This window comes from Paraburkholderia sp. 22099, assembly GCF_052045835.1.
Classification (GTDB): Bacteria; Pseudomonadota; Gammaproteobacteria; order Burkholderiales; family Burkholderiaceae; genus Paraburkholderia; species Paraburkholderia terricola.
The window spans coordinates 131,665-148,447 of the sequence record NZ_JBQEPU010000011.1; the positions used below are offsets into that span (position 1 = coordinate 131,665).

General features: G+C 63.5%; 17 protein-coding genes. 13 read left to right on the plus strand and 4 right to left on the minus strand.

The window, feature by feature from the left end; translation table 11 throughout:
- The first annotated feature begins 209 nt into the window (after nt 1-209).
- Together ACTJLC_RS13245 and ACTJLC_RS13250 are read left to right on the plus strand one after the other, a co-directional pair.
- A complete protein-coding gene (locus tag ACTJLC_RS13245; RefSeq protein WP_440844187.1) occupies nt 210-1,133 on the plus strand; it encodes a histone deacetylase family protein in 924 nt (307 codons plus the stop codon).
- A 54-nt stretch (nt 1,134-1,187) separates the two neighbouring features.
- Nucleotides 1,188-1,988, plus strand: coding sequence for an enoyl-CoA hydratase (locus tag ACTJLC_RS13250; protein WP_440844189.1), 801 nt, complete (start codon nt 1,188-1,190; stop codon nt 1,986-1,988).
- Nucleotides 1,989-2,078: 90 nt separating this feature from the next.
- Here ACTJLC_RS13250 and ACTJLC_RS13255 read toward each other — a convergent pair whose 3' ends face one another.
- Nucleotides 2,079-2,981, minus strand: a complete 903-nt coding sequence (locus tag ACTJLC_RS13255) for a lysophospholipase (protein WP_440844191.1) — start codon at nt 2,979-2,981, stop codon at nt 2,079-2,081.
- Nucleotides 2,982-3,237: 256 nt separating this feature from the next.
- Here ACTJLC_RS13255 and ACTJLC_RS13260 point away from each other — a divergent pair, with 256 nt between their 5' ends.
- From ACTJLC_RS13260 to ACTJLC_RS13285, 6 genes are all read left to right on the plus strand, one after another.
- Nucleotides 3,238-4,272, plus strand: a complete 1,035-nt coding sequence (locus ACTJLC_RS13260; RefSeq protein WP_440844193.1) for a methionine ABC transporter ATP-binding protein — start codon at nt 3,238-3,240, stop codon at nt 4,270-4,272.
- A complete protein-coding gene (locus ACTJLC_RS13265) occupies nt 4,262-4,915 on the plus strand; it encodes a methionine ABC transporter permease (protein ID WP_073427182.1) in 654 nt (217 codons plus the stop codon). Before ACTJLC_RS13260 ends, ACTJLC_RS13265 begins: the two co-directional genes overlap by 11 nt.
- Nucleotides 4,916-4,968: 53 nt before the next feature.
- Entirely contained in the window at nt 4,969-5,769 is an 801-nt protein-coding gene (locus ACTJLC_RS13270) for a MetQ/NlpA family ABC transporter substrate-binding protein (RefSeq protein ID WP_073427183.1), read from the plus strand.
- A gap of 238 nt (nt 5,770-6,007) precedes the next feature.
- On the plus strand, nt 6,008-6,757 hold the full coding sequence (locus tag ACTJLC_RS13275) for an electron transfer flavoprotein subunit beta/FixA family protein (RefSeq protein ID WP_073427184.1): 750 nt from the start codon (nt 6,008-6,010) through the stop codon (nt 6,755-6,757).
- Between the two features lie 22 nt (nt 6,758-6,779).
- Nucleotides 6,780-7,715: an electron transfer flavoprotein subunit alpha/FixB family protein gene (locus tag ACTJLC_RS13280; protein ID WP_310130228.1), complete on the plus strand. Its 936-nt coding sequence runs from the start codon at nt 6,780-6,782 to the stop codon at nt 7,713-7,715.
- Nucleotides 7,716-7,815: 100 nt separating this feature from the next.
- The gene (locus ACTJLC_RS13285; RefSeq protein ID WP_440844197.1) at nt 7,816-9,606 is read left to right on the plus strand and encodes an acyl-CoA dehydrogenase; all 1,791 of its coding nucleotides are present in this window, start codon (nt 7,816-7,818) and stop codon (nt 9,604-9,606) included.
- Nucleotides 9,607-9,695: 89 nt separating this feature from the next.
- On the opposite strand, the gene ACTJLC_RS13290 is transcribed toward ACTJLC_RS13285, so the two are convergent.
- The gene (locus ACTJLC_RS13290) at nt 9,696-10,982 is read right to left on the minus strand and encodes a D-amino acid dehydrogenase (protein WP_440844199.1); all 1,287 of its coding nucleotides are present in this window, start codon (nt 10,980-10,982) and stop codon (nt 9,696-9,698) included.
- Nucleotides 10,983-11,147: 165 nt separating this feature from the next.
- Here ACTJLC_RS13290 and ACTJLC_RS13295 point away from each other — a divergent pair, with 165 nt between their 5' ends.
- Nucleotides 11,148-11,636, plus strand: a complete 489-nt coding sequence (locus ACTJLC_RS13295; protein ID WP_073427188.1) for an Lrp/AsnC ligand binding domain-containing protein — start codon at nt 11,148-11,150, stop codon at nt 11,634-11,636.
- 92 nt (nt 11,637-11,728) lie between these two features.
- A complete protein-coding gene (locus ACTJLC_RS13300; RefSeq protein ID WP_073427189.1) occupies nt 11,729-12,856 on the plus strand; it encodes a PA0069 family radical SAM protein in 1,128 nt (375 codons plus the stop codon).
- 15 nt (nt 12,857-12,871) lie between these two features.
- On the opposite strand, the gene ACTJLC_RS13305 is transcribed toward ACTJLC_RS13300, so the two are convergent.
- Both ACTJLC_RS13305 and ACTJLC_RS13310 read right to left on the minus strand, forming a co-directional pair.
- Nucleotides 12,872-13,339 (minus strand): NINE protein, encoded by a 468-nt coding sequence (locus ACTJLC_RS13305; RefSeq protein ID WP_073427190.1) that lies wholly within the window; start codon nt 13,337-13,339, stop codon nt 12,872-12,874.
- A gap of 124 nt (nt 13,340-13,463) precedes the next feature.
- Nucleotides 13,464-14,654 (minus strand): PQQ-dependent sugar dehydrogenase, encoded by a 1,191-nt coding sequence (locus tag ACTJLC_RS13310; RefSeq protein ID WP_073427191.1) that lies wholly within the window; start codon nt 14,652-14,654, stop codon nt 13,464-13,466.
- A gap of 170 nt (nt 14,655-14,824) precedes the next feature.
- On the opposite strand from ACTJLC_RS13310, the gene rpsP reads away from it, so the two are divergent.
- The 3 genes from rpsP (at nt 14,825) to trmD (ending at nt 16,717) form a co-directional block, all read left to right on the plus strand.
- Complete coding sequence (gene rpsP, locus ACTJLC_RS13315) at nt 14,825-15,079, plus strand: 30S ribosomal protein S16 (RefSeq protein WP_006050280.1); 255 nt, start codon at nt 14,825-14,827, stop codon at nt 15,077-15,079.
- A 120-nt stretch (nt 15,080-15,199) separates the two neighbouring features.
- Nucleotides 15,200-15,925: a ribosome maturation factor RimM gene (rimM, locus tag ACTJLC_RS13320; protein WP_073427192.1), complete on the plus strand. Its 726-nt coding sequence runs from the start codon at nt 15,200-15,202 to the stop codon at nt 15,923-15,925.
- Nucleotides 15,926-15,949: 24 nt separating this feature from the next.
- Nucleotides 15,950-16,717 (plus strand): tRNA (guanosine(37)-N1)-methyltransferase TrmD, encoded by a 768-nt coding sequence (trmD, locus tag ACTJLC_RS13325; protein ID WP_073427193.1) that lies wholly within the window; start codon nt 15,950-15,952, stop codon nt 16,715-16,717.
- Nucleotides 16,718-16,783 lie beyond the last annotated feature (66 nt).

Sequence of the window (16,783 nt, forward strand, 5' to 3'; positions counted from 1 at the left end):
GTGAGCTGGGGGCGCAGTGCGAAAGAGACAGGAAAACAGACAGGGAAAACGGTTCGGGGCAGTATACCCGACGCCTTCCGCAAAACTGTGCCGGACACGTCACACCCGCCTCGTGTGGTAAGTTGATAAATGTTGGCGCGCCGAGGGCGCGCGCCCTCTACGGAGACACGCCGCGCGCGCCTCGAGGCGCCGCGCCGCGCAAGAGGATCATGGCAACAGGCTTTTATTCCCACGCCGACTGTCTGCTGCACGATATGGGGCAATGGCATCCCGAATGCCCGGCGCGCCTGCAGGCAATCGAAGACCAGCTTATCGCGAGCCGCATCGACTCGCTGATCGAGCGCGAGTCGCCGCCGCTCGCCGAGGAAGCCGCGCTCCTGCGCGTGCATACGCAGGCGCACATCGACTACATCCGCAACTGTTCGCCCGCCGAAGGCCTCGCCGAGATCGACCCCGATACGTCGATGAATCCGCATACCCTGCGAGCCGCGTTGCGCGCGGCGGGCGCCGCGGTGGCCGCGACCGATGCCGTGATCGAAGGCCGTTTCGACAACGCCTTCTGCAGCGTGCGCCCGCCCGGCCACCATGCGGAACCGGCGCGCGCGATGGGCTTCTGCTTCTTCAACAACGTGGCGATCGCCGCGCGTCATGCGCTCGAAGTGCACGGCTTGCAGCGGGTCGCGATCATCGACTTCGACGTTCATCACGGCAACGGCACGGAAGCGGCCTTCTCCGGCGATTCGCGCGTGCTGATGTGCAGCATCTTCCAGCATCCGTTCTATCCGTACACCGGCGCCGAGAATCAGGCGCCCAACATGTGCAACGTGCCGATGCCGGCGCGCTCGAAAGGCATGGCCGTGCGCGAGGCGGTCGACCTGCTGTGGCTGCCGCGTCTCCATGACTTCAAGCCCGAGATGATCTTCATCTCCGCCGGTTTCGACGCGCATCGCGAGGACGATCTCGGCAACATGGGCCTCGTCGAGGACGACTACGCGTGGATCACCGACCAGGTGCGCGAAATCGCCAAACGCTATGCGCGTGGCCGGATCGTCAGTTGTCTCGAAGGCGGCTATAACCTGTCGGCGCTCGGGCGCAGCGTGGTCGCGCACGTGCGGGCGTTGGCCGGAATCTGACGCGCGGCGGCGCGCGAACCGCGCAAGCCGCATCAACGTAATGAGGAGCGAGCCATGAACGCCGAGATCCGCAGCGCGTCACTGGTGGAGATCGAACGCGACGCATATGGCGTGGCGGGCGTCGTGCGCCTGACGATGAACCGGCCCGATGCCTTCAACGCGCTCTCCGAAGCCTTGCTCGACGACCTGCAACAAGCATTGACCGACATCGCGCGGACGGACGCGCGCGTAGTCGTGATCGCCGGCGCGGGCCGCGCGTTCTGCGCGGGACACGATCTGAAGGAAATGCGCGCGGCGCCGTCGCTGGCTTATTACCAGGCGCTGTTCGCGCGCTGCACGAAGCTGATGCTGACGATCCAGCGCTTGCCGCAACCGGTGATCGCGCGTGTGCACGGCATCGCCACGGCGGCCGGTTGTCAACTGGTCGCGATGTGCGATCTGGCGGTCGCCGCCGAGACAGCGCGTTTTGCCGTGTCGGGCGTCAATCTGGGGCTGTTCTGCGCGACGCCTTCAGTGCCGCTGTCGCGCAATCTGTCACGCAAGGCGGCGCTCGAAATGCTGCTCACCGGCGATTTCATCGACGCGGCGCAAGCGCAGCAGCAAGGGCTCGTCAACCGCGTGGTTCCGGCGGACGCGCTCGACGCCGAAGTCGCGCGGCTCGCCACCCGCATCTGCGCGAAACCCGTGGAAGCCGTGAGCGCCGGCAAGGACCTGTTCTACCGGCAACTGGAAATGGGCGTTGAAGCGGCTTACCAGCTCGCCGGCCAGACGATGGCCTGCAACATGATGGATGAATCGGCGCTCGAAGGCGTGCAGGCATTCATCGACAAACGCCCGCCCGACTGGAAGCGTTGAGCGGCGTGAGCAACGTATCCGCCGACCTCCGGCGCGGCGGCGTTCAACGCGTTTCGCATCGCAGCCTGTGCTGCGAAAACCATCACACGCTCAGGGCTTCGGAACCCGCGCTTCGATCCATTCGATCAATTGCCCGATCACCCGATCGCGGTCCATATCGTTCATCGTCTCGTGATAACTGCCTTCGTGCAGCGTGAGCGTCTTGTCCGGCGAGCCCGCGTGCTGGCCGAATGCGCGGCTGCCTTCGGGTTCGGTGAGCTTGTCCGCCGTGCCGTGATAGACCAATAACGGCACGCGCAGGCTCGCGCGGCCGAGTTCGATTCGCGCCATCGCCAGCAGCAGTTCCGCGCCGGTGCGCGCCGGAATCGAGCCGTGATGAACGAGCGGATCGTTGCGATTGGCGTTCACCACCGGCTGAAGGCGCGAGAGCAAGGCGGCGTCGATTTTCATCGCCGGGAAACCCGGCCATACGCGGCTGATCAACTGGCTCAAGCCGAGCATCCAACGCGGAACGTCGTGCCGTGGCGCGAGCGCGGGGCTCGACAAAATCAGTCCGCTCAAGCGACGCCCGCTCGCGTCCAGCCGCTCGATCGCGTAGAGCGCCGCGATTGCGCCGCCCATGCTATGGCCCATTAGAAAGAGCGGTGCGCAACTCGTGGCAGCCGCATCGAGCAAAGCCTGGGCGTCGAGCAGATAGTCGTCGAAGCGGCGGATTCGCGCGCGCTTGCCCGGCGCCAGCCCATGTCCGCGCAAATCGACGGCGACCAGTTCGATGCCGGCCGGGTTCAGCCGATCCGCGAGCGCCGCGTAACGCCCGGCGTGTTCCGTGAGCCCGTGCAGCAGCGCGACCGTGGCGCGCAGGGGCGCGGTGGCCGGCCAGCGATACAACGGCAGGTCGACGCCGTCGCTTGTCGTAACCGTCGAGCGCTGCGCGGCGCCGCCTTTGCGGGCGCCTGCGGCGGGCCTTGCATTGCCGGTGGGGATTGTCTCCATGGCTGCCATGTCGTGTCCGAGGTGTGTCCTGCGTTGACTCCGTCCGATCATAGCCGCAGCGAACCCGCGCGCGCGATCGTTGCTTATCCGGGGTAGCGCTTTAATGCCGTCTGGTTATGAAAAGATCGTAATTGATTATTAAAGGGGATGTCGGGGCTGCGGTAGAATTGCCGGCTCAAATCCTAATAAAAGCAACGGCGGCCGCTTGCCGGGAGCATTCAACGCTCGCCGACAAACTCCGCCGTTTCGTTTTTCCATGATCGAAATACGCAATATCTCCCAGCGGTTCGCCGGACCCCGGGGCTGGGTCGAAGCGCTGCACAACGTCAATCTGTCGATTCCGCCGGGCGAAGTGTTCGGCATCATCGGGCGCAGCGGTGCGGGCAAAAGTACGCTCGTGCGCACCATCAATCTGCTGACACGGCCCACCGAAGGCAACATCGTCGTCAACGGCCGCGATCTCACCACGCTGCCCGCCGCGCAATTGCGCGAGGCGCGCCGCGAAATCGGCATGATCTTCCAGCACTTCAACCTGCTGTCGTCGCGCACGGTGTACGAGAACGTGGCGCTGCCGCTCGAACTCGCCGGCCTGAAGCGCGACGAGATCGAGGCGAACGTGGTGCCGCTGCTCGACCTGGTGGGCCTGTCGGCGCAGAAGGATCGGTATCCGGCGCAGATCAGCGGCGGGCAGAAGCAACGCGTCGGCATTGCGCGCGCGCTGGCGAGCAAGCCGAAAGTGCTGCTCTCCGACGAAGCGACCTCCGCGCTCGATCCGGAAACCACACGCTCGATTCTCGATCTGCTCAAGCGCATCAATCGCGAACTGAACCTGACGATCGTACTGATCACCCACCAGATGGACGTGATCAAGCAGGTCTGCGACCGCGTCGCGGTGCTGGACGCGGGCCGCGTGGTCGAGCAGGGCAAGGTGATCGACGTGTTCCTGCAGCCGCATCACGAAGTCACGCGCGCGCTGATCGGCGACGTGATCGCGCAGGAATTGCTGCCCGCCATGAAGGCGCGCGTGGCCGAGCGCTTGAAGACGGGCAGCGGTCATCTGCTGCGTCTCGCGTTCACCGGCTCGGGCGTCGATCAGCCGATACTGTCCGAGACGATTCGCCGTTACGAGCTCGACTTCAACATCCTGCACGGCCAGATCGACGAGATCCAGGGGCAGGCGTTCGGCTCGCTCGCGGTGCTCGCGGGCGGCCAACCGGAGAAGGTGGCGCAGGCGCTGACGTATCTGCGTGAACAGGGTGTGGTGGTGGAGGAGCTCTCGTATGTTGAGTGAAATGCTGGATATGTTCGTCCAGTCGTTCTGGGAAACGCTCGTGATGGTGGGCATTTCCGGACTGGTCGGCGCATTGGTGGGCTTGCCGCTCGGCGTGCTGCTGTATCTGACGGACCGTCAGGGCGTGTTGCAGAACGTCGCGGTGAATCGCGCGATGGGCGTGGTGGTCAATGCGGTGCGGTCGACGCCGTTCATCATTTTGCTGGTCGCGGTGATTCCGTTTACCCGGTTGGTGGTGGGTTCGTCGATCGGCACGGCCGCCGCCGTGGTGCCGTTGACGATCGCGGCCGCACCGTTCATCGCGCGTCTGGTCGAGACCGCGCTGCGTGAAGTCGACCGCGGCCTGATCGAAGCCGCGCAGGCGATGGGCGCGACCACCAGCCAGATTGTTTTCAAGGTGCTGCTGCCGGAATCGTTGCCGGGCGTGGTCGCCGGTTTGACGATCACGTTCGTGTCGCTGGTCGGCTATTCGGCGATGGCCGGCGCGATCGGCGGCGGCGGACTCGGCGATCTGGGCATTCGTTACGGATATCAGCGGTTTTTGCCGGAGGTCATGCTGACGGTCGTGGTGATTCTGATCGTCTTCGTGCAACTGGTGCAGTCGTTCGGGGATTGGCTCGTGCGTCGTTTGAGCCATAAATAAACAGGGGCCATCGTTGCCCGCTAAACAGAGTCGATAGATTCGGAAGGTCCATCATGCAACGTCGTTTCATCCTCAAGCTGGCCGCCGCGCTCGGCGCCGCCTCGCTGTTCGCCGCCACCACGGCGGCTCATGCTGAAGACACGATCAAGGTCGGCGTCACCGGCGGTCCGCACGCGCAGATCATGGAGGTCGTGAAGACGGTCGCGGCGAAGAACGGTCTGAACATCAAGGTCGTCGAATTCTCCGACTACGTGCAGCCCAACGCCGCACTCGCCGGCGGCGACCTGGACGCGAACAGCTACCAGCACGAGCCGTACTTGCAGGCCCAGGTGAAGGACCGCGGCTACAAGCTGATTCGCGTCGCCGACACGGTCACCTATCCGATGGGCATCTATTCGAAGAAGGTGAAGACGCTGGCCGAACTGCAGCCGGGCGCGAAGATCGCGGTGCCGAACGATCCGACCAATGGCGGCCGGGCACTCTTGCTGCTGCAAAAGCAGGGTCTGCTGAAATTGCGCGCCGACGCGGGGCTGAAGGCGACGCCGCTCGACATCGTCGAGAATCCGAAGAAGCTGAAGATCGTCGAACTCGACGCCGCGCAGATTCCGCGTTCGCTGAACGACGTGGAAGCGGCCGCGATCAACACGAACTTCGCGATGGAAGCGGGTCTCAAGCCCAAACAGGACGCCATTGCGATCGAAGATCCGAAGGGGCCGTACGTGAACATCATCGCGATTCGCGAAGCCGACAGGAACAAGCCGTGGGTCGCCAAGCTGGTTGCGGCGTATCACTCGCCGGAAGTGAAGCAGTTCGTTGAAGGCAAGTTCGGCGGCGCGGTGATTACCGCCTGGTGAATCCGGCAGCCATGTGAACATGGCAAGCACGACGGCAATGCGAATTTAGAGTCGTGAATCGGAGCCCGGGGTTGTCACCCGGTTTTTTTCGTGATTAAAATAGAACGATCGTTCGCTATTGCCGTCACGCCGCTGGGGAGCGATATCCTCCTGCTAAAGCACCCGCGACAAGGCTCCCGCAAGGGCAGTCGTTATAATGTTCGCTGGGTTGACGTATTCGTAACTTTGGAGCGTGTGCATGAAAATCCTGGTGCCAGTCAAGAGAGTGGTCGATTACAACGTGAAAGTCCGGGTGAAGTCGGACGGCACGGGCGTCGACATCGCGAACGTGAAAATGTCGATGAATCCGTTCGACGAAATCGCGGTGGAAGAGGCGGTGCGTCTGAAGGAAGCGGGCGTGGCGACCGAGGTGATCGCGGTGTCGTGCGGCGTCACGCAGTCGCAGGAAACGCTGCGCACGGCGCTCGCGATCGGCGCGGACCGCGCCGTGCTGATCGAATCGAATGAGGAACTGCAGCCGCTGGCGGTCGCCAAGCTGCTGAAGGCGCTGGTCGACCGGGAGCAGCCGCAACTGGTCATCCTCGGCAAACAGGCCATCGACGACGATTCCAACCAGACCGGCCAGATGCTCGCCGCGCTCGCCAGCCTGCCGCAAGCGACGTTTGCGTCGAAGGTTGTCGTGGCCGACGGCAGGGCCACCGTGTCGCGCGAAGTGGACGGCGGTGCCGAGACGCTGTCGCTCAAGCTGCCCGCCGTGGTCACGACCGATCTGCGCCTGAACGAGCCGCGCTACGTGACGCTGCCGAACATCATGAAGGCGAAGAAGAAGCCGCTGGAAACGCTCAAGCCCGAGGACCTCGGTGTTGACGTCACGCCGCGCCTGAAGACGCTGAAAGTGGCCGAGCCGCCGAAGCGCTCCGCTGGCGTGAAGGTGGCGGATGTGAAGACGCTGGTCGAGAAGCTGAAGAACGAAGCCAAGGTGCTTTAAGTAAAACGCGGAGACAGGGCAAATGACGAATCTTGTATTGGCAGAACACGACAACGCATCGATCAAGCCGGCGACGCTGAACACGATCGCAGCGGCGCAGAAGATCGGCGGCGACATTCACGTGCTGGTGGCGGGCTACGACGCGCAGGCCGCGGCGGACGAGGCCGCGAAGATCGCGGGTGTATCGAAGGTATTGCTGGCCGACGCGCCGCAACTCGAAGCGGGCCTCGCGGAAAACGTCGAGGCGACGGTGCTCGACATCGCGAAAGAGTACACGCACATCCTCGCGCCGGCGACGCCTTACGGCAAGAACATCACGCCGCGTATCGCCGCGAAGCTGGACGTCGCGCAGATCAGCGACATCACCGCGGTGGATTCGGCCGACACGTTCGAGCGCCCGATCTATGCGGGCAACGCGATCGCCACGGTGCAGTCGCAGGACGCGATCAAGGTCATCACCGTGCGCACGACCGGTTTCGATGCGGTCGCGGCCGAAGGCGGCAATGCAGTGGTGGAAAAGATCGACGCCGCGGCGGACCAGGGTATCTCGCAGTTCGTGAGCCGTGAACTGACGAAGCTGGACCGTCCCGAACTGACCTCGGCGAAGATCATCGTCTCGGGCGGCCGCGGTCTGGGCAATGGCGAAAACTATACGAAGGTGCTCGAGCCGCTGGCCGACAGGCTGAACGCGGCGCTGGGCGCCTCGCGCGCGGCGGTCGATGCGGGCTTCGTGCCGAACGACTACCAGGTCGGGCAGACCGGCAAGATCGTCGCGCCGCAGTTGTACATCGCGGTCGGCATCTCGGGTGCGATCCAGCATCTGGCGGGCATGAAGGACAGCAAGGTGATCGTCGCGATCAACAAGGACCCGGAAGCGCCGATTTTCAGCGTCGCCGATTATGGTCTGGTGGGCGACCTGTTCACGCTTGTGCCTGAACTCGTCGGTGAGCTCGGCTAAACGCCGCAGCGCCGTAAAAGGCGTCTGACAAAACAGGAAAGGGCGCGGGGCCATCAAGTCCGGCGCCCTTTTTTTATATCAAGGCAGGAGGAGAACTGAAATGAGCTATACGGCGCCCATCAAGGACATGCTGTTCGTGATGAAGGAACTGGCCGGTCTCGAGGAAATCGCGACGCTGCCGGGCTTCGAGGACGCGAACCTCGACACGGCTCAGGCCGTGCTCGAAGAATCGGCGAAACTATGCGGCGAAGTACTGGCGCCGCTGAACGTCGAAGGCGATCGCAATCCGAGCAGTTGGAAAGACGGCGCGGTCACCGCCACGCCGGGTTTCAAGGACGCGTTCCGCCAGTTCGCCGAAGGCGGCTGGCAAGGCGTGCAGCATCCGGTCGACTACGAAGGCCAGGGCCTGCCGAAGCTGATCGCGACACCCTGCGTCGAAATGCTCAACGCGTCGAACCTGTCGTTCGCGCTGTGTCCGTTGCTGACCGACGGCGCGATCGAAGCGCTGCTCACCGCCGGCGCCGAAGCGCAAAAACAGACTTATGTGCCCAAGCTGATTTCCGGCGAATGGACCGGAACGATGAACCTGACCGAGCCGCAAGCCGGCTCCGATCTCGCGCTGGTGCGCACGCGCGCCGAGCCGCAGGGCGACGGTTCGTTCAAGCTGTTCGGCACGAAGATCTTCATCACATGGGGCGAGCACGACATGGCGAAGAACATTGCCCATCTCGTGCTGGCGCGCACGCCGAATGCGCCCGAGGGCGTCAAGGGCATTTCGCTCTTCATCGTGCCGAAGTTTCTCGTCAACGAAGACGGCTCGCTGGGCGAGCGCAACGACGTGCATTGCGTGTCGATCGAGCACAAGCTCGGCATCAAGGCGAGCCCGACCGCCGTGCTGCAATTCGGCGATCATGGCGGCGCGATCGGTCATCTTATCGGCGAGGAAAATCGCGGTCTCGAATATATGTTCATCATGATGAACGCGGCGCGTTTTGCGGTGGGGATGCAGGGGGTCGCCGTGTCGGACCGCGCGTATCAGAAAGCGGTGGCGTACGCGAAGGATCGCGTGCAAAGCCGTCCGGTGGATGGCTCCGCGAAGCAGCCGGTGGCGATCATTCAGCATCCCGACGTGCGCCGCATGCTGGCGACGATGCGCGGCCTGACCGAAGCGTCGCGCGCGCTCGCCTATGTCGCCGCCGCTCACTGCGATATCGCGCATCGTCATCCCGACGAAGGCACGCGCGCCGAACATCAGGCGATCTACGAATTTCTCGTGCCGATCGTGAAGGGCTGGAGCACGGAGTTGTCGATCGACGTCGCGAGCCTCGGCGTGCAGGTGCATGGCGGCATGGGCTTCATCGAGGAAACGGGCGCCGCGCAGTATTACCGCGACGCGCGCATTCTGCCGATTTACGAAGGCACGACCGCGATTCAGGCCAACGACCTGATCGGCCGCAAGACCGTGCGTGACGGCGGCAAGGTGGCAAAGTCGCTGCTCGCCGGCATTGCGGGAACGGTGGAGGCGCTGGGTTCGCAGCAAGGGGCGGCGTTCGATTCGATGAAGACGTATCTGGCGCAGGGACATCGCTCGTTGAGCGCGGTGGTCGATTTCGTTGTGGCGAATACGAAGGGCGATCCGAACGCGGTGTTTGCCGGCAGCGTGCCGTATCTGAAGCTCGCGGGCATCGTGCTCGGTGGCTGGCAAATGGCGCGCGCGCTGCTCGTGGCGGCTCAGAAGCGCGATGAGGACCCGTCGTTTTACGGCGCCAAGATCGCGACCGCGCAGTTTTATGCGGAGCATGTGTTGCCGCTGGCGTCGGCGCTGGAAGCGTCGATCGTCAATGCGAAGGGCGGCGAGGGCGTGCTTGCGTTGTCGGAAGACCAGTTCTGACGTTGCACGCTTGAGCTAAACGACAACGGCGCCTTGATTGAAGGCGCCGTTTGTTTTTGGACCGCCGGCGAACCGCCAGGCGCTAAACCTCAAGCATAAGCCGGCCGATGCGCACCGCCGGTCTCGCCGAGATAGCGATGCACCGACAGATCGTCCGCCTTGATGGCCGGCTGCTTGCCCGACATCACGTCGGCGAGCAACTGGCCCGAGCCGCACGACATGGTCCAGCCCAGCGTGCCGTGGCCCGTGTTCAGAAACAGGTTCGGCACGGGCGTGCGGCCGACGATCGGCGTGCCGTCGGGCGTCATTGGACGCAGACCGGTCCAGAAGCTCGCCTTCCACGTATCGCCACCGCCGGGGAACAGATCGTTTACGCACATCTCGAGCGTTTCGCGGCGCGCCTCGCGCAACGATTTATCGAAGCCGACGATCTCCGCCATGCCGCCGACGCGAATGCGGTTGTCGAAACGCGTGATCGCGATCTTGTAGGTTTCGTCGAGCACGGTTGAAACGGGAGCCGCCGCTTCGTTGACGATTGGCGCGGTGATCGAATAACCCTTGAGCGGATAGACCGGAATCTTGACCAGACCGGACAGGAATTGGGTCGAGTACGAACCCAGCGCGACGACGAACGAATCGGCGCGCACCAGTTCACCGCCGCACTGCACGCCCGCGATGCGGTCGCCCGCCAACGCGAGTGCGTCGATCGGCGTGTTGTAGCGGAATTTCACGCCCAGTTGCTCGGCGAGCGCGGCGAGGCGCGTGGTGAACATCTGGCAGTCGCCGGTTTCGTCGCCCGGCAGACGCAGCCCGCCTGTCAACTTGTGCGACACCGCGGCGAGCGCCGGTTCGGCTTGCGCCAGTTCGGCCGGCGACAGCAGTTCGAACGGCACGTTGGCTTCCCGCAGCACGGCGATGTCTTTCGCGGCGCCGTCGAATTGCTGCGGGGTGCGGAACACCTGCAGCGTGCCGCCGGTGCGCCCTTCGTATTGAAGGCCGGTTTCGGCGCGCAGCGCCTGCAGGCAGTCGCGGCTGTATTCGGCGAGCCGGACCATGCGGCCCTTGTTCACCGCATAACGCGACGACGTGCAGTTCTGCAGCATCTGCCACATCCATTGCAACTGGAATTGCGTGCCGTCGAGCCGAATGGCCAGCGGCGCATGCTTTTGAAACATCCATTTGACGGCTTTCAGCGGCACGCCCGGCGCGGCCCACGGCGACGCGTAACCCGGCGAGATTTGCCCCGCATTGGCGAAACTGGTTTCGAGCGCCGGGCCCGCCTCGCGATCGATGACGGTCACTTCATGGCCGGCGCGCGCCAGATAGTACGCGCTCGTCACCCCGACGACGCCACTGCCCAAAACGACGACTCGCATAGATGCTCCAGGAAACGGAAGAGATAGGACGGGGCGCGCTCGCCGATTCGTTTGGATTCATTCGATTAACGAGGTGCAACGCGGATCAACCAGTGTTAACCGCTATACTATTAACAGTCAGGCAGTTTTTGTTATTGTATTTTCAGGATTTTCAGCAAAAACATCATGCGTACACAACGCCAACCGGTCCGGTCCCTCGACAAACTCGATCACAAGATTCTGCGGCTCCTGCAACAGGACGGCAGGATGGCGATGAAAGACCTCGCGGAACAGGTCGGGCTGTCGGTTACGCCGTGCATCGAGCGCGTCAAGCGAATGGAACGCGATGGCGTGATCACCGGCTACCACGCGCGCGTGAACCCCGCCGAGCTTGGCGCGGCGCTGCTCGTGTTCGTCGAGATCACGCTGGACCACAAAAGCGGCAACATGTTCGACCAGTTCCGCCGCGAGGTGCAGAAGATCCCCGAGGTGCTGGAATGCCACCTCGTGTCGGGCGACTTCGACTATCTGATCAAGGCGCGCATCGGCGAAATGGCCGATTACCGCAAGCTGCTGGGCGACATCCTGCTGCAACTGCCCGGCGCGGTGCAGTCGAAAAGCTATGTGGTGATGGAAGAGATCAAGGAGACGCTAACGATCGCGGTCGGCGAATAAACCGCCGCGCGGCGCGCAAAGCGGGGCTCGACAAACGGCGTAAACACTGTATATTTATACAGGTGTTTTGCGCCGTTTTTGCGTGCTTATCCATGACCAACTCCCACATCCGCTTCGCAACCGAATTTCCGATTGCTCCGCCCACCCCTCGCAAGGGGCGCGGGGCCGTGACGAATCTGCAAGGCCGCTACGAAGTCGACCAGCGTGAGGCGGTGGACGACGGTTGGCTGTCCGCGGCCGAGGAAGAGGGCGAGCCCAAGGCCTTGCGCACTCAGGTGTTCGAAGAGCGCGCCAAAAGCATTCTCACGCGCAACGCGTCGCCGGACATTCCGTTCGGCGTGTCGCTCAATCCGTATCGCGGCTGCGAACACGGTTGTATTTATTGTTTTGCGCGGCCCACGCATAGTTATCTGGGGCTGTCGCCGGGGCTCGACTTCGAAAGCCGCATTTACGCGAAGGTGAACGCGCCGGAATTGCTCCAGCGCGAACTGTCGAAAAAATCCTACGTGCCGGAGCCGATCGCGCTGGGTGTCAATACCGACGCCTGGCAGCCCGTCGAGCGCGATTTACGCCTCACGCGGCGGGTGGTGGAGGTGCTTGGCGAGCGCAACCATCCGTTTGCGGCGATCACGAAATCGTCGCTGATCGAGCGCGATCTCGATCTGCTCGCGCCAATGGCGGCGCGTGGTCAATTCATGGCGGCGATCACCGTTACCACCTTGGACGCGGAAATCGCCCGCACCCTCGAACCGCGCGCGGCCACGCCGTCGCGCCGTTTGCGCACCATCCGCACGTTGAGTGAGGCGGGCATTCCGGTCGGCGTCAGCATCGCGCCGGTGATCCCGTTCGTCACCGAACCGGATATGGAGCGCGTGCTGGAGGCATGTGCCGAAGCCGGCGCGTGCAATGCGAGCTATATCGTGCTGCGTCTTCCGTGGGAAGTGGCGCCGCTATTCAAAGACTGGCTCGCGGCGCATTTTCCCGATCGCGCGGAACGGGTCATGGGCCGTGTGCGCGATATGCGGGGAGGAAAGGACTACGACTCCGACTTCTCCAAACGAATGAAGGGAGAAGGCTTGTGGGCGGATCTGCTCAAGCAGCGCTTCCAGAATGCCGTGCGCCGTCTGGGATTGAACCGGCGTGACCGCGGCATTCTCGATATGTCGCACTTCCGTCGGGTCGAACCGGCGCGTGACGATTCCCAACTGGATCTTTTCTAGCCGGGCGCGCGGCTGTTATTGCGAGAGTGCTTTGGCTGCTTGCACCTGGCCTTCGAAGTAGGTCTGGAATGAAATGGCGAGGCCTGTCATCAGCAGGAACGCGCCGATCAGCAACGAAAAGATCACGATGAAAATGACGGTCCAGCCGGAGCGGCTTTTGCGCTGGGTCCGCGCGTTGAACTGCGCATCCCATTTCTCGTCGGGACGCAGCCCGTAGACGATCGCGGCAAGAAACGCGGCGAGCAGCGAAACCGCGCCCGGAAACGCCAAGGTCCAGCCGAGCATCGAAGCGCGTTCGCTCGCCACCACCAGCATGGCGCCCGGAATGCCTATCAGCGTGCCGAGCAAATGCGCCCAGCCGTAAATGTCGCGCATGCCGTGGAGATAGAAGCGGTGAGCTCCGAGGCTGCCGAAGAAGAACGCCAGCGCGGCGGTCATTGTCTTGGATTTGAACCGCGATGAAGTCGAAGCAAGGGTGGACATGTAGGCGAGGGCAGAAGTGACGGGGCGGTCGAAAGGAGCGGCGCACCGGTGGGCGCAGACCGGTGCGCATTCTACGCCCGCCACGCGCTGCCGGGCACGTGGCGGGCGGTCGCGCTGTGGCGGCCTAAGGCGCTGAATACGTCACGCGGTAGACGGCGCCGGCGTAATCGTCGCTGATCAGGAGCGAGCCGTCGGGCATCGGCAGCACGTCGGCGGGGCGGCCCCACACGGCTTCGCCGGGCTGCAGCCAGCCTTCGGCGAATACTTCCTGGCGGGCGTCGCCGCCGTCCGGGTTGAGCGTTGCCCGCACTACCCGGTAGCCCACTTTCTTGCTGCGATTCCACGAACCATGTTCGGCGATGAAAATATTGTTCCGATAGGCGGGCGGAAACATCGAGCCGCTATAAAACCGCATGCCGAGCGCCGCGACGTGCGCGCCAAGCTTGACCGCTGGCGGCGTGAACGAACTACACGGATGATCCTTGCCGAATTCGGGGTCGGGCGTCCCGACGCCGTGGCAATACGGAAAACCGAAGTCCATGCCGGCGCGCGGCGCACGGTTGAGTTCGTCGTCCGGCACGTCGTCGCCCATCAGGTCGCGGCCGTTGTCGGTGAACCACAACTCGTGCGTCACCGGATGCCAGTCGAAGCCGACCGTGTCGCGGATGCCGCGCGCCACGACTTCGTAATGACTACCGTCCGGGTCCATCCGGCCGATCAGCGCGTATCGGCTGCGGTCCTTCAGACAGACGTTGCACGGCGCGCCTTGCGGCACATACAGCTTGCCGTCCGGCCCGAAAGCGATGAATTTGGCGCCGTGGTGTGTCTCGGCGGGCAATTTATCGGTAACGACGGTGGGCTTGGGCGGATTGTTCAGACGGGTGTCGATCGCATCGAAACGCAAGATTTTCGACACGGCGGACACATACAGCGCGCCGTCCCGCCAAGCTACGCCCACGGGCATGTCGAGGCCGGAGGCGAGCACATGGCGCGCGGTCGCGCGTCCGTTTTGCAGTTCGAGCGCGTAGACGCGGCCGTCGAAGCTTCCTATATAGAGAATGCCCTTCGGCGACAGCGCCATGGCGCGCGCGCTTGGTACGGCGTCCGACAAGATCTCGACGTGGAAGCCGGGCGGAACTTTGATACGTTCGATCGGCGGCGCGGCGAGCGCCGGCGGGACTATGGCGGCGAGCCACAGGGCTGTCGCGGAGCGCCGGGCCCGAGCGCGAAGGCGTGAGGAGCGCGCCAGGCCGGCAAGCCGCGCGAAGAGGGTGAATAACGCAAGCAAAAGCACAGTTGGCGGCGGGAATTTCACAGGCGCTCCGTCAGGTGGTGCGGGCGTTTGGATATGATCTGGAGCCCCGCGGTATGGCCGGGGCCACGTCGTCGCCCAGTTTATCCGGGTAAGTGTTTGTTAAGGCGTTGGTTTCCCGCTATAATCGCGTGTTTCAGTCGTTCCGAACCCCGGTTTTCAAGGATTCTAGTATGGTCATCATCCGCTTGGCTCGTGGCGGCTCCAAGAAGCGCCCGTTCTACAACATCGTCGCAACCGATTCGCGTAACCGTCGTGACGGCCGCTTCATCGAGCGCGTTGGCTTTTACAACCCGGTCGCTACGAAGGGTGAATCGCTGCGTATCGCTCAAGACCGCCTGACGTACTGGCAAGGCGTTGGCGCGCAACTGTCGCCGACCGTCGAGCGTCTCGTGAAAGAAGCGCAAAAGGCGCAGCCGGCTGCTTAATGGCCGCTCGCATGCGTATCGTCGTCGGTTCGGCCGGCGGCTCGCGCCGCTTGCGTGAGCAGTCCGATGCGCGAAGTGTTGTGCTGAAGCAGACGTCGAAGTTGGCAGCGAGGTTCTCTTATGTCTGAGCGTGATTCCGGTAGTTCAGGTCCCGCCAGGACCGCCCCGCGCGCGAAGACGTCTGATCAGGCGCCGTTCGGTGCATTCGTCCGCAAGCCGGTCGAACGAGCCGAGGGCAAGGCGAAAGCCAAGGTTGCAAGCGCCGCTTCCGGGGCAGCAGAAATGCGCGCGGAAACGGCCGAAAGCTGGCCGGCCGACGCGGTCGAGGTCGGCGCGATCGTCGACGCTTACGGCCTCAAAGGCTGGGTCAAGGTAGCCGCTCATGCGGATGCCGGGCATGGCGGCGACGCGTTGCTGAGCGCTAAGCGCTGGTGGCTGCTGAAAGGTCACGAGCGCAAGTCGGCGCCGTCGTTGCAGGCGAAAATACATAGCGACAGTGTGGTGGCCCATCTGGGCGGCGTCACTGACCGCGATGTCGCATTGGCACTGCGCGGCTCCCGCGTTTATATCAGCCGCAGTGAATTCCCGGCTCTCGAAGCCGACGAATTCTACTGGGTCGACCTGCTCGGCCTGGATGTGGTGAACGTTGCCGGGGTCCACCTCGGCAAGGTTGCGGACATGATCGACAACGGTGCGCACTCGGTAATGCGTATCGAATATCCGGCCGCCGACAAAAGCGGCAAGCCGGTCACCGGTGAGCGCTTGATCCCGTTCGTCGGCGTCTTTGTCAAAACGGTGGACCAGGCGGCGAAGCAGATCGTCGTCGAATGGGAAGCCGATTACTAAATAATTCGCTGAATGGAGGGAGCGATGCAGTTCGATGTCGTCACGCTCTTTCCTGAAATGTTTCGCGCGCTGACCGATTGGGGTATCACCAGTCGGGCGGCGAAGCAGGAGCGCTACGCGTTGCGCACGTGGAATCCACGCGATTTCACCACCGACAACTACCGCACGATCGACGATCGCCCGTACGGCGGCGGACCTGGCATGGTGATGCTGGCCAAGCCTCTGGAAGACGCGATCGGCGCGGCGAAAGCGGCGCAGGCGGAGCAGGGCATCGGTGCATCGCGCGTCGTGATGATGTCGCCGCAAGGCGCTGCGCTGAACCACGAGCGTGTCATGCGGTTCGCGGCCGAACCCGGTCTGATTCTGTTGTGCGGGCGCTATGAAGCGATCGATCAGCGTTTGCTCGACCGTGTCGTGGACGAAGAAGTCAGTCTTGGCGACTTCGTGCTGTCAGGCGGTGAATTGCCGGCCATGGCTTTGATGGACGCGGTCGTGCGCCAGTTGCCCGGCGTGCTGAACGACTCGCAATCGGCGGTGCAGGACAGTTTCGTCGACGTGCTGCTGGATTGTCCGCACTACACGCGCCCCGAGGAATACAACGGCGTGCGCGTGCCCGATGTGCTGCTAGGCGGCCATCATGCGGAAATCGAAGCGTGGCGCCGGCGTGAAGCGTTGCGCAACACGTTGAACAAACGGCCCGATCTGATCGTGAAGGCCAGAAAGAACAAGATGTTGAGCCGTGCCGACGAGGCATGGCTCGCGAGTCTCGCGAAGGAAGCGTCGAAGGCGTAAAGCCCCGATCTTTCGAGCGGACATAGGCGGTGCCGCACATGCGTGTACGGCGCCTGATGTGAACCC

Coding starts and splice junctions, on each gene's coding strand:
- ACTJLC_RS13245 (WP_440844187.1), top strand. CDS start 210: ATGGCAACAGGCTTTTATTCCCACGCCGACTGTCTGCTGCACGATATG.
- ACTJLC_RS13250 (WP_440844189.1), top strand. CDS start 1,188: ATGAACGCCGAGATCCGCAGCGCGTCACTGGTGGAGATCGAACGCGAC.
- ACTJLC_RS13255 (WP_440844191.1), bottom strand. CDS start 2,981: ATGGAGACAATCCCCACCGGCAATGCAAGGCCCGCCGCAGGCGCCCGC.
- ACTJLC_RS13260 (WP_440844193.1), top strand. CDS start 3,238: ATGATCGAAATACGCAATATCTCCCAGCGGTTCGCCGGACCCCGGGGC.
- ACTJLC_RS13265 (WP_073427182.1), top strand. CDS start 4,262: ATGTTGAGTGAAATGCTGGATATGTTCGTCCAGTCGTTCTGGGAAACG.
- ACTJLC_RS13270 (WP_073427183.1), top strand. CDS start 4,969: ATGCAACGTCGTTTCATCCTCAAGCTGGCCGCCGCGCTCGGCGCCGCC.
- ACTJLC_RS13275 (WP_073427184.1), top strand. CDS start 6,008: ATGAAAATCCTGGTGCCAGTCAAGAGAGTGGTCGATTACAACGTGAAA.
- ACTJLC_RS13280 (WP_310130228.1), top strand. CDS start 6,780: ATGACGAATCTTGTATTGGCAGAACACGACAACGCATCGATCAAGCCG.
- ACTJLC_RS13285 (WP_440844197.1), top strand. CDS start 7,816: ATGAGCTATACGGCGCCCATCAAGGACATGCTGTTCGTGATGAAGGAA.
- ACTJLC_RS13290 (WP_440844199.1), bottom strand. CDS start 10,982: ATGCGAGTCGTCGTTTTGGGCAGTGGCGTCGTCGGGGTGACGAGCGCG.
- ACTJLC_RS13295 (WP_073427188.1), top strand. CDS start 11,148: ATGCGTACACAACGCCAACCGGTCCGGTCCCTCGACAAACTCGATCAC.
- ACTJLC_RS13300 (WP_073427189.1), top strand. CDS start 11,729: ATGACCAACTCCCACATCCGCTTCGCAACCGAATTTCCGATTGCTCCG.
- ACTJLC_RS13305 (WP_073427190.1), bottom strand. CDS start 13,339: ATGTCCACCCTTGCTTCGACTTCATCGCGGTTCAAATCCAAGACAATG.
- rpsP (WP_006050280.1), top strand. CDS start 14,825: ATGGTCATCATCCGCTTGGCTCGTGGCGGCTCCAAGAAGCGCCCGTTC.
- rimM (WP_073427192.1), top strand. CDS start 15,200: ATGTCTGAGCGTGATTCCGGTAGTTCAGGTCCCGCCAGGACCGCCCCG.
- trmD (WP_073427193.1), top strand. CDS start 15,950: ATGCAGTTCGATGTCGTCACGCTCTTTCCTGAAATGTTTCGCGCGCTG.